Source organism: Spiroplasma gladiatoris (genome assembly GCF_004379335.1).
GTDB lineage: Bacteria > Bacillota_I > Bacilli_A > Mycoplasmatales > Mycoplasmataceae > Spiroplasma_A > Spiroplasma_A gladiatoris.
In genome coordinates this window covers 987,871-999,904 of record NZ_CP038013.1, presented here as the reverse complement: position 1 = coordinate 999,904, position 12,034 = coordinate 987,871, and the positions used below count along the sequence as shown (strand labels likewise).

Annotated in this window: 12 protein-coding genes and 1 riboswitch; of the genes, 8 read left to right on the top strand and 4 right to left on the bottom strand. The window is 25.2% G+C overall.

What is annotated here, in order from left to right; translation table 4 throughout:
* Positions 1-12 precede the first annotated feature (12 nt).
* A complete protein-coding gene (locus SGLAD_RS04435; protein ID WP_134298026.1) occupies positions 13-405 on the top strand; it encodes a DnaJ domain-containing protein in 393 nt (130 codons plus the stop codon).
* A gap of 32 nt (positions 406-437) precedes the next feature.
* Here SGLAD_RS04435 and SGLAD_RS04430 read toward each other — a convergent pair whose 3' ends face one another.
* Both SGLAD_RS04430 and SGLAD_RS04425 read right to left on the bottom strand, forming a co-directional pair.
* Entirely contained in the window at positions 438-914 is a 477-nt protein-coding gene (locus tag SGLAD_RS04430; RefSeq protein ID WP_134298024.1) for a hypothetical protein, read from the bottom strand.
* Positions 915-949: 35 nt separating this feature from the next.
* Positions 950-1,291, bottom strand: coding sequence for a lipoprotein (locus SGLAD_RS04425; RefSeq protein ID WP_134298021.1), 342 nt, complete (start codon positions 1,289-1,291; stop codon positions 950-952).
* A gap of 102 nt (positions 1,292-1,393) precedes the next feature.
* Here SGLAD_RS04425 and SGLAD_RS04420 point away from each other — a divergent pair, with 102 nt between their 5' ends.
* Positions 1,394-1,837, top strand: coding sequence for a GNAT family N-acetyltransferase (locus SGLAD_RS04420; protein ID WP_134298017.1), 444 nt, complete (start codon positions 1,394-1,396; stop codon positions 1,835-1,837).
* 21 nt (positions 1,838-1,858) lie between these two features.
* Here the strand turns inward: SGLAD_RS04420 and SGLAD_RS04415 are convergent, their stop codons facing one another.
* Positions 1,859-2,758 carry a hypothetical protein gene (locus SGLAD_RS04415; RefSeq protein WP_134298015.1) on the bottom strand — a complete coding sequence of 300 codons (900 nt, stop codon included), beginning with the start codon at positions 2,756-2,758 and terminating at the stop codon, positions 1,859-1,861.
* A gap of 118 nt (positions 2,759-2,876) precedes the next feature.
* Between SGLAD_RS04415 and SGLAD_RS04410 the strand changes: the two genes are divergently transcribed.
* On the top strand, positions 2,877-3,716 hold the full coding sequence (locus tag SGLAD_RS04410) for an aldose epimerase family protein (protein WP_134298012.1): 840 nt from the start codon (positions 2,877-2,879) through the stop codon (positions 3,714-3,716).
* 52 nt (positions 3,717-3,768) lie between these two features.
* Here the strand turns inward: SGLAD_RS04410 and SGLAD_RS04405 are convergent, their stop codons facing one another.
* On the bottom strand, positions 3,769-4,434 hold the full coding sequence (locus tag SGLAD_RS04405) for a copper homeostasis protein CutC (RefSeq protein ID WP_134298010.1): 666 nt from the start codon (positions 4,432-4,434) through the stop codon (positions 3,769-3,771).
* A 134-nt stretch (positions 4,435-4,568) separates the two neighbouring features.
* A riboswitch (purine riboswitch) is annotated at positions 4,569-4,666 on the top strand.
* Between the two features lie 68 nt (positions 4,667-4,734).
* Between SGLAD_RS04405 and purE the strand changes: the two genes are divergently transcribed.
* From purE to purF, 5 genes are read left to right on the top strand one after another with little or no spacing between them, the layout of a single operon-like run.
* Entirely contained in the window at positions 4,735-5,214 is a 480-nt protein-coding gene (gene purE / locus SGLAD_RS04400) for a 5-(carboxyamino)imidazole ribonucleotide mutase (protein WP_134298007.1), read from the top strand.
* Entirely contained in the window at positions 5,215-6,297 is a 1,083-nt protein-coding gene (locus tag SGLAD_RS04395) for an ATP-grasp domain-containing protein (RefSeq protein WP_134298005.1), read from the top strand.
* On the top strand, positions 6,290-9,946 hold the full coding sequence (locus tag SGLAD_RS04390; RefSeq protein WP_134298002.1) for a phosphoribosylformylglycinamidine synthase: 3,657 nt from the start codon (positions 6,290-6,292) through the stop codon (positions 9,944-9,946). Before SGLAD_RS04395 ends, SGLAD_RS04390 begins: the two co-directional genes overlap by 8 nt.
* Before the next feature lies 1 nt (position 9,947).
* Positions 9,948-10,652 (top strand): phosphoribosylaminoimidazolesuccinocarboxamide synthase, encoded by a 705-nt coding sequence (gene purC, locus SGLAD_RS04385; RefSeq protein ID WP_134298000.1) that lies wholly within the window; start codon positions 9,948-9,950, stop codon positions 10,650-10,652.
* 1 nt (position 10,653) lies between these two features.
* The gene (purF, locus tag SGLAD_RS04380) at positions 10,654-12,033 is read left to right on the top strand and encodes an amidophosphoribosyltransferase (protein WP_134297998.1); all 1,380 of its coding nucleotides are present in this window, start codon (positions 10,654-10,656) and stop codon (positions 12,031-12,033) included.
* Position 12,034 lies beyond the last annotated feature (1 nt).

The following is a 12,034-nucleotide window of genomic DNA, read 5'->3' as shown; positions in this document are numbered from 1 at the left end:
AGATGTTATTTAATGGATAAAGTTTTAGAATTAATACTTAGAATATTTTATTATATTTTTATTGTAATGATAATAGATGCTATTTTTGGCGGAGGAAGAAGACGCAGAAGAGAAGAACGTGAAGAATCTCAACACGAAGAAAAATATTATCAAGAAAATCAACAACAAGATAATTGATCATCATCTCAAGACTTTGCCAATGAGTTTGAAATAAAACTTAAAAATGCGTATAAATGTTTGGGTTTGAATAGTGATGCTAGTGATGCAGAAATTAAAAAAAAGTATCGCCAACTGGCTAAAAAATATCATCCAGATGTTAACTCTTCAAAAGAGGCTCAAAATAAAATGAGTGAAATAAATAATGCATATGATTTAATAATGGAACAAAGAAAAATTAAGCATTAAAAAAAGAAGATTCAATCTTATTTTTTTAATGCTTAAATAAGCTTTTTATAAGTAAATGTTACACTAACTCCGCCTCTAAAATTTTCATTGTCTATACTTGATGTGATTATTTTTGCGCTAGAGTCACTAATAATCATTATATAAATGTCTTCTTTTTTTAAATTACTATTTGTTACTTGTTTGCTGATTGCGCTTCATATATCGTCTTTTGTAACTTTATCATTTTTTCCAGTAATTTCTCCAAGATTCTTTTGTTTTATTATGTCTTCTATTTTTGTTCTTGTATCTTTAATAAACTTTAATTCCAATGTTTTAGTTTCCAAATTGCTACCTTTTGTAGATAATTTTGCAGTACCTGAATTATCATTAAAAGTTATATCTTTTTCATTTATTTCAATATCATTTTTTATAGCTGTAACATTATTTCTTAATCATAAAGCGTCTCAAATATTAGTATTTGAAGGTTTATTTCCTTCGAAATCAATTCATTTTAAATTGGTCTCTTTCACAAAATTATCTAAACTATTTTTATTAACAGCTATTTCTACTTTTTTTCTGCAGATTCATAAGTTAATTTTACACTAATTTTTTCCCCATCTGCAGGAACTTTTTTAGCAGTATAACTTACTGTTCATAATTTATGGTTAGAACTTGATCTTTCTGTTTTTAATTCTAAGCTATTAGTTTCATCAACTGCTTTTAATCCTGAATAATCATCACCGTTCAATGTTTCTACATTAAATGATTCGTTTTCTAAATATTTAACATCTTTTGGAGTAATTCCGTCTTTAATTTCTCCTGGTTCTACTTTTGGACAAGCAACAACTGTTGAAGTTGAACTTGCTAGTAAACCAAAACTACCTAAGATACCTAATAATTTTTTCATCATTTAAACCTCTTTACTTTCTTAAACATATTATATATTTTATAAAGAATAAAGCAAATATTAAAAATTTTTAGATATAATATTTTGATAGGAGATTAACTTATGTCAAATTTAACTTTTAAAGTAGAATTTAGTGTTGATAATATTATATTTTTTCATGCTTTAAATATTAGAAAAATTATTTTTGTAGACGAACAAAAAGCAACAACAATTGATAATGAGATTGATGATTATGATGAATTTGCTTATCATGTTGTTGGTTTTTTAAATAACGAACCAATTTGTTGTGCAAGAATATTTTTAAAGGATAACCGTTATTTCTTAGGAAGAGTAGGAGTAATAAAAGAACAACGTAATAAAAACATCGGTAAAAAATTAATTTTATTTATAATTGAATATATGAAAGAAGAATTAGAAGCAAGAAGTTTATATATTCATGCACAAATAAATGCCTTAAACTTTTACAAAAGCTTAAATTTTAAAGAGTTCGGAGAAGAATTCTTAGAAGCAAACATTAAACATATCAATATGAAATTAGATATTTAAAAAACTAGCATAGCTAGTTTTTTAAATATCTGGACTTTCAACAACCTTAACTTTAAAAACTACTAAATCTGCACCTGGATAATTTAAAGTTATGGTTACTTCTCCAACATTTTTTGGAAATAATTTTAATAAAAAAGTAATTTCTTTTTTTTCTGCATTAATTGTATTTTGTTTTTTTTCAACTAAAACTTCAACAACTTTATCGTCGCTTGAACCTGCTGTTAAATTCATTTCATCTATTACATTTGTAACTTTTATATCTATTCCTAATCCATCTTTAGATTGAAAAAAAGTTTTATCAGATATTGCTTGAATTTTTAGATCTTGTGATATTGAATAAATTTGTTTAAATTTAACACTTCCTCTATAATTTTTAACATTATCCTTAACTTTTATTTCTAAATTATTTTTATCAGGGACTCCTATAAATTCAAAATAATTAGAACTTAAAAAAAACTCGCTATTTTTTAATTTTATTTGGTTTATAGCTTCATTAATTGTTGGAATAACTCCTTGACCGCTTCAATCGCCTAAATCTTTATTTTTTATAAAATCTTTTATATCATTTCTTTCATCTACATATTTTAATTTAAATGTAGCTTTTCCTTTTATTAACATACTTGTAGAAGTTGCTTCTCCAGTAATTTCTCCTGATGACATATCATTTGCTCTAGAATATAAACTAAAAATAATATCAGTGGTTTCTTTAACTTCAATATTAAAAAAGTCATTAATTTTTTTTATTACAGATGCAGCAGCAGCTTGAATGGAATTGTTAGCAGGAGTTAATTCTTGAAAAGCTTCCTCAACTTCTTTTATATTTTTTTTTCTTTTTTCTATCTTGTTAGGACAAGCTATAACATAACTTGAGGCCCCTAAGGGTAATAACATTGTTGAAAGTATGACAAAAATTTTTTTCATTATGCTCCTTTTAATTCTTTATAATTATATCTTTTTTTAAAAATTATTTCTTAACATTTTATTTTTAACAATTTGAAAAAAAGAGTAATATAAAAGAGTGAAGTAAGGAGTGAGTAAAATGTACAAATTAAAAAATGAATTATTAAATGTAAAATTTGAAATTGCAAAACAAGGTTTAGAAATAACAAGTATTAAGCATAAAGGAATAGAAGTTTTATATCAACAAGATGGATCTTGACCAAAAACATGACCTGTTTTATTTCCAATTTGTGGAAATGTTACAGGACCATTTTTGCACAATGAAAAAGATTATCACACACCAAGACATGGATTTTTTACTCAAATAAAAGATTGAGATATAGAAATAATTAATGAAAAAAAAGCTAAATGTATGTTTAGAGCACACGATCAATTTAAAGATATTTATCCTTTTGATTTTGATATCATAATTGATTTATATCTAGAAGATAATAAACTTAATTATGTTTTTGAAGTTATTAATGTTGGTCATGAAACGATGTCATATTCATTTGGACATCATCCTGCATTTAAAGTTGATAAAGATTCAAAAGTTATTTTTGAAAGTGAGCAATATTACACTACAAAAACTGGAGCTAACGGAACTTATTTACCAAATCAAGAAAGAACAGGAGTAAGTGAAATTATTATTTCTAATGTTGATTTTGGAGACTCAAAATCTTTATTATTTGATGAATTTGAATTAGATAAAATAAATTACTTATATAAAGATAAAAAAATAACTATGAAGTTTGATAAAAATCCATACTTTGTTTTATGAAAACCTAATAATGATATGGACTTTATTTGTATTGAACCATATTGAGGATTACCAGATTTAGAAACAAGAATAGGGAATAGATTTAGAGATAAGCTTGCAATGCGTCAACTTGAAAAAGGGGAGAGTGAAGTTATCAATATGTCTATTGAAATAGAATAAATTACTCATAACTATAAGTATAATTCTTTTAAATATTAGAATTATACTTTTTTTATGTGTTCATGTTTTTAATTGAGTTTATAAAATTAACATCAATATCTTCATTGTAATTATTATTTTTTCTCGCTAATCTTCCAATATGAATATTTTGACATAAATTAAGCAAATCATTTAAATTACTTATATTTACTCCACCACCAATTAATATATTTGTATTTAATTTCATATCAATTAACCTTTTTATTACATTTATTCCTGTTTTTAAATTTTGTCCTCCAGAAGTTAATATAGTATTTACTTTTAACTCATTTAGTATAGAGTATTCTTTTTCAAAATCATTTACTTCATCAAAGGCTTTATGAAAAGTTATTTCTAAGTGTTTTTTTACTTTAATAACTTTTTTTAAAAATCTTAGATCAATTGTATTATCTTTATTTAATGCCCCAAAAACAATTCCGTTTGCTTCTGTTTTTCTTATAAATTTTATATCTTTTATAATTTGTTTTTTTTCAGATTTAGAATAAATAAAATCTCTATGAGTAGGTCTCACTATAACATTTACTGGTAATTTTGATTGATTTGTTGAACTCACAACTAAATTATAATCTGGAGTTAAACCTCCAACTTCAAGATTTGCACATAACTCAATTCTATTTGCAAGTGACTTGTTTATTTTTTCTACATCTTTCATTGATTTTGCAATAACTTCTAAAAACATTTTTACTCCTTTATTTAATATATAGATTATATATTTAAAACAAATTAACTTTTATAATTTAGATAAATTATTTAGAAATAAAAAATTTAAACTATTACTTTTTTAACAAATTTGAAATTAATTGTTATGCTATAATATTTTTGTAAATATCATTTTATATATGTTCGTAATATGGTCGAACGTCTCTACAAATAACCTTAAATTATTGTCTATAAAGTGAGTCATATAGCAAGTAAATCTCTATTTATTTTTTTTGTTGTAGACTCCTTTAAAGGGGTCTTTTTGTTTGGAAAGGAATAGATGAAAGATAAAGTTGGTATAGTAATGGGCTCTATTAGTGATAAAAAAACTTTAGAACCAGGATTAGAAATATTAAAACAATTAGATATTGAATATGAATTAAAAATAGTTTCTGCACACAGAACTCCAGAAATTTTATTTAGTTATGCAAAAAATGCAGTAGATAGTTTCGATGTAATTATAGCAGCAGCTGGAGGCAGTGCTCATCTTCCTGGAATGATTGCTAGTTTAACACCACTTCCTGTAATTGGTGTTCCTGTTCAATCAAAAAGTTTAAATGGAGTAGACTCACTTTTATCAATTGTTCAAATGCCCGGGGGTGTTCCTGTTGCTACAATGGCAATAGGAGAAAGTGGAGCAAAAAATGCAGCATTATTTGCTGCAAGGATCATGGCTTTAAATAATAATAATATAAAAAATAATCTAAATACTTTTATTAACAATCAAACTAAATCGGTTTTAGAAACTGAGGTTGTTTAAATGAAAGTAGGCATAATCGGAGGAGGACAATTAGCAAGAATGCTAATTGAGTCTTCAATAGACACAGAGTTTGTAGTTTTAGAACCAAACCTTCAAAATAGTTGTAATGACTTAAATGTGCAAATAATTAATAGTAATTATGATGATATAAAAGCAATTAATAAACTATTTGAGTTATGTGATGTTGTTACTTATGAATTTGAAAACATAAGTGAATCGGTTTTAAAAGATTTTAAAAATAAATTACATCCAAATCTAAAATTTTTAGAAGTTTCTAAAAAACGTTTTGATGAGAAAAACTTTGCAAAGAGTTATGGATTAGAACCTGTTAAATTTTTTAAAATTAATTATTTTAAAGATTTTCAAAGTTTAATAGAAAAAAATCTAATAAGCTTTCCTGTAATATTAAAAACTAACTCAGGAGGGTATGATGGTAAAGGTCAAAGCGTCTTAAAAAGCTTAGAAGAATGTGTCAATCTTGATTATGCCAATAATAATTTTATTATAGAAGAGGTTTGTCAATTTGATTTTGAGACAAGTTTAATAGTCACAAGAAGTAAATCAAATCAAATATATTTTTTTCCAACACCAATTAATAAACATAAAAACGGAATACTTTGAGAATCAAAAGTATTAAATAAAAAAAACATAATAAACAAAAAAATATTAAATAAAGTTAAAAACTTATTAACAAAAGAAAACATAGTCGGAACAGTTGCTTTTGAATTTTTTGTAAAAAACAAAAAGTTTTATTTCAATGAAATGGCTCCAAGAGTTCATAACACTGGTCATTACACAATAGATGGTTGTAATGTTAGTCAGTTTAGAAATCATATTCTTGCAATAACAAATAGAAAAATTATTAAACCAAAACTCATTTATAAATCTGTAATGATAAATCTCTTAGGAGAAGATATCAAAAAAGATTTTAACTATTCAACAATCAATAAATATGATTATAAAAAAAATCAAGTTGTAGAAAAAAGAAAAATGGGACATATCAACATTTTTAGTAAAAATAAAAATGAGGTTTTAAAAAATTTGAATTTAGCAAGTAAAATCTTGGAGGATAAAAATGAATAAAAGAATTTACGTATCTAAAAAAAAGGAATTTGATATTGAGTCTAAAAACTTAATTAATGAATTAGAAAAAGTATTTAATATAAACATTGATTTTTTAAAAGTTTTTAATGTATACGATCTATGTGAAGTAAGTGAAAAAGAAATAGACATCATAAAAAATAATATACTTTCTGAAATTAACATTGATGATTTATTTGATGAAATTGATTTAAACGAAAATAAATACTTTGCAATTAAAACATTTGATAGTCAATTCAACCAAAGAGAAGAAAGTGCAAGTGAGTGCTCAAATTTACTTTTAACAAAAAAAATAAAAATAAAAACTTTTAAACTATTTGTGTTCGATAAAAATGTAAGTGAGATAAATCTAAACAAATTCAAAAAGTATTTAATAAACCCAATTGAATCTTATGAAGTAAGTTTAGATAATATTTCAAAAATTGATGAAAAAGATAAAAACTATAAAGTTATTTTGAACTATGATTTTAATAAATCAAGTGAAGAACTAAAAAGATTGTATGAAAAATTAAACTTGGCAATGAGTTTTAAAGATTTTACATTTATAGCAAATTATTTTTCAAAAGAGCTAAAAAGATATGCAACAGATTCAGAAATATATTTACTAGATACATACTGAAGTGATCATTGTAGACACAAAACATTTGAAACAATAATTAATAAAATTAATTTTAACAAAGATATAAACTTGTTTACAAAAGTGTACATAGAAGAAGCATTAGAATTTTATAAAAAAATAAGTACAAAAAATAACTTGACACTAATGAGTATTGCAACAAGTTATGGTAAGTATCTTGTTAAAAATAGTTTAGTAAATGATATAGAAGTTTCTGATGAAATAAATGCAGCTTCAATAATTGTAGATGTAAATAAATCCACATGCATAGTGCAATTTAAAAATGAGACTCATAATCATCCAACAGAAGTTGAACCATTTGGAGGAGCTTCAACTTGTCTAGGAGGTGCGATAAGAGACCCGTTATCTGGAAGAGCATATGTTTATCAAGGCATAAGGGTAACTGGTGCTGGAGATATTTTAGAAAGTTTTGAAAATACTATACCAAATAAACTAGCTCAATCTAAAATTTCAAAAACAGCTGCTGAAGGATTTTCTAGCTACGGTAATCAAATAGGAATGCCTACAACTTTAGTAAAAGAAATTTATCACAATAACTATAAAGCAAAAAGATTAGAAATAGGTGCCGTTGTTGGAGTAAGTAAATTAGAAAACTTAGTTAGAAAAAAACCTGAACCAGGAGACATAATAGTTTTAGTCGGAGGAGCAACTGGTAAAGACGGAATTGGTGGTGCTACTGGTTCTTCAAAAAATCATGATAAAAACTCTATGCAAAACTCTTATAGTGAAGTACAAAAAGGAAACCCTGTGGAAGAAAGAAAATTACAAAGACTATTTTCTATACCAAAAGTTTCCAAAATTATAAAAAAATCTAATGATCTTGGAGCTGGTGGTATTGGAGTTGGAGCTGGCGAACTTGCTGATGGTGTTAAATTAAATTTAGACAATGTGCATTTAAAGTACAAAGGTTTAACCGGAAAAGAAATTTTAATATCAGAGTCTCAAGAAAGAATGGTAGTTGTAATTGAACAACAAAATCTAAACGATTTTATTGAATCAGCACAAAATGAAAATCTTATAGCTATAAAAATAGGAGAAGTTATTGAAGAAAAAAAATTTGAAGTAACATTTAACGGAGACAAAATTGTAGATATTAAAAGAAATTTTATCGATACAGGTGGAGTAACAAATAAAATAGAAGTTAACATAGATAATCAATATTTAAAATCTGATATTTATCAAAATAAATATGAAAGCTTTGAAAAAATGTTTTTAGACTTAAATGTGATGTCGCAAAAACAAATGATTGAAATGTTTGACTTCTCAATTGGAAGTACAACAGTACTAGCTCCATTCGGTGGAGTTAATCAACTTTCTGAAACTCAAGTGAGTTGTCAAAAAATACCGATAAAAGAGAATACAGACACATGTACAATAATGAGTTATGGTTATAATCCATACATATTTGAAAAAAATATTTTTTTAGGATCAATGTTAGCAATTATTGAGAGTGTGACTAAGGTTGTTGCTGTTGGTGGAGATATTAAAAAAGTTAAATTAACTTTACAAGAGTATTTTGAAAAGTTAAATGAAAATAAATTAAAATGAGGTAAGCCTTTAGTTGCTCTATTGGGTGCTTTAATTGCACAAAAAGAGCTTGAGATTCCAGCAATTGGTGGAAAAGATAGTATGAGTGGTACTTACGAAAATTTAAATGTACCTCCAACTCTCGTTAGTTTTGCTTTAACAACAGGTAATGCAAATAAAATTATTTCTTCAGATTTTAAAAATATAAACAATAATATTTATTTATTAAAATTAGATTATAAATATGGTTATCCTGATTTTAAAAAATTGAAACTAAATTTTGAATATTACTCAAACTTAATTGAAAAAGAACTTGTTCAATCTGCATTTGCAATTCAACATGCAGGAATAGCAGAAGCTTTGGCTAAGATGAGTTTTGGAAACAATTTAGGATTCGAAATAAACACGGAGTTAGAATTATACAACCCAATGTATGGATCAATAATTTTTGAAACAAAACAAAATTTAAATTATCAAGACTTAATTTATTTAGGAAAAACAAGTTCACAATTTATTGTTAATAACAAAATTATTAACAAGCAAAAGTGTTTAGAAAATTATTTAAATCCAATTAGAAATTTATATTATGATGGTTCTAAAAATTACCCTCAACCTTTACAAACAACTATAAAAGAAGTAACAGAAAAGAAAAAATATTACCCAGACAAAATAAACTTAGTAAAAGTATTAATTGCAATATTTCCAGGAACTAATTGTGAATATGATATTAAAAAGGCATTTAAAAGAAAAAATGTAGATTGTGAAGAATTTATTTTTAACAACTTAAATGCTGAACAATTAAATAAATCTATAAATAACTTAGCTAAAAAAATTAAAGAGTCACATATATTTGTAATACCGGGTGGATTTAGTTTAGGAGATGAACCAGATGGTAGTGGTAAATATATCGCTAGTGTACTAAAAAATGGTTTAATAAAAAAATCTTTAAAAGAGTTTTTAGAATCTAAAAAACTTATTTTAGGAATATGTAACGGATTTCAAGCTTTAATAAAATCAGGAATTTTTAATAGCAATGAACTTAATCCAATTACTAAAGAAGACCCATCTCTTATAAAAAATAATGTTAATAGACATATTGCAACTTATGTTAATTGTAAAGTTGTTAATAACAATTCCCCTTGAACTCAAGACTTGGAAAAAAATCAAGTAAACAATATTGCAGTATCACATGGGGAAGGAAGATTTGTAATTAATGAGACAAAATACTTAGAACTATTAAAGGATAATCAAATTGCTTTTGAATATGTTGATAAAAAAAATAATCCAAACGGATCTTATTACAATGTTGAAGGTATAGTATCAAAAAACGGATTAGTTCTTGGAAAAATGGGACATAGTGAAAGATTTGGAAACAACATTTGTAAAAATATTTATGGTAACAAAAAACAAGATATTTTTAGTAGCGCATTAAACTACTTTTTTAAAACAAACGAGGGAGAAAAATAAAATGAATAAATTATATGAAGGTAAATCAAAAATTTGTTATAGTACAGAAAGTAAAAACGAACTACAAATATTTTTTAAAAATGATGTAACAGCTTTTAACAGTTTAAAAAAAGCAACTTATGAATCAAAAGGAGTATTGACAGCAAAAATATCAAATATAATTTTTAAATATTTAAAAAACAATGGAATCAATACTCATTTAATAAAAGTATTAGATGATCAAAATGTTTTAGTAAAAAAATTAGAGATGTTTAGGATTGAAATAATTATTAGAAATATCGCAGCAGGTAGTATTGTAAAAAGATTAGGAATTGAACAAGCTACAGTTTTTGAAAGACCTATATTTGAAATATGTTATAAAAATGATGAGTTTAGTGATCCTTTAATTAATGATGATCATTGTGTAGTTTTAGGTTTATCATCACAAGAACAACTTAATGAAATAAAAAAAATTACGCATAAAATAAACAAGTTACTTTTAGATTTATTTAAAAAAGTAGATATTAAAGTAGTTGACTTTAAGATTGAATTAGGATTAGATGCTGATAATAACATTTGTTTAGGAGATGAAATCAGTCCTGATACATGTAGATTTTGAGATAAAAATAATCGTAAATTAGATAAAGATTGTTTCAGAGAAGATTTAGAAGATATTACCGCAATTTATTTAATTATTTTAGAAAAATTAGAAAGCTTAAATATTTAATATGAGTGAAAGTTTAAAAGAAAAGTGTGGAGTCTTTGGTTGTTTTAATGTTGATAATGCCGCTTTAATTAATTATTATGGATTGCATGCTTTACAACATCGTGGACAAGAAGGCTGTGGAATTTTAGGTTATGATCAAAATGAAAAATTTGTTTTAAAAAAAGGAATGGGATTAGTCACTAAAAAGTTTCAACTAAAAGATTTTCGAAATTGAAACGCAACAAGTTCAATTGGACATGTTCTTTACTCTACAACTGGTGGCTCGATCGATTGTAATGTTCAACCTTTCTTTTTTAACTTAAAAAAAAATAGTTTTGGTCTAGTTCACAATGGAAATTTAACTAATGCTCATATTATAAAAAATAAACTTGAAAAAGAAGGAAGTATTTTTCAAGCGACAAGTGACTCAGAAGTATTAGCGCATTTAATTACAAAGAGTAAAGAAAAGGCAAGACTTGAAAAAATAAAAAGCTCATTAAATGTAATTAATGGAGCATTTGCGTTTTTGATATTATTTGAAGATGAAATGTATGCAATTAGAGACAGAAACGGGTTGCGACCTTTATCGATTGCAAAATTTAATGAAGGTTATGTTGTTGCTTCTGAAACTTATGCTTTTGATGTAACTGGTTCAGAGTTTATTAGAGATATTAATCCTGGAGAAATAGTTAGAATAAGTAAAAAAGGAATTGAAAGTTTTTATTTTTCTAAAAATAATTTTAATACAGTTTGTTCAATGGAATATATTTACTTTGCACACCCAAGTAGCACTATAAATAATATTAATGTACATAATTTTAGAGTTAAATCTGGTGAACTACTAGCACAACAACAAAAAAATATTTTAGGAGATGTTGTAATTGGCGTTCCTGACTCTTCAACTTCTGCTGCTCTTGGTTATGCAAGACAATCTAATTTACCTTTTGACATTGGTCTTATAAAAAATAAATATTCAGGAAGAACTTTTATTCAACCAACAAAAGAGTTAAGAGAAATTGGTGTAAGAACAAAGTTATCTGTTACAAAAGATGTAGTAAAAGATAAAAAAGTTATTTTAATTGATGATTCGATTGTTAGAGGAACAACTTCAAAGTACATTGTCAAACTTTTAAAAGATAATGGGGCAAAAGAAGTGCATTTAAAAATTGCTTCACCTCCTATTAAATTTCCAAGTTATTATGGAATTGACATTTCTACTTATAAAGAACTTTTAGCTGCTAATATGTCTTTAGAAGATATGAAAAATTATATTGGGTGTGACAGTTTAGAATTTTTAACAATTGATAATTTAAAAAAATTATTTGAATCAGGTCAAGGATGTTTTGATATTTTCACTGGAGAATATCCTGTAGATATTTATGATCTAAACAAAGGAGAATAAA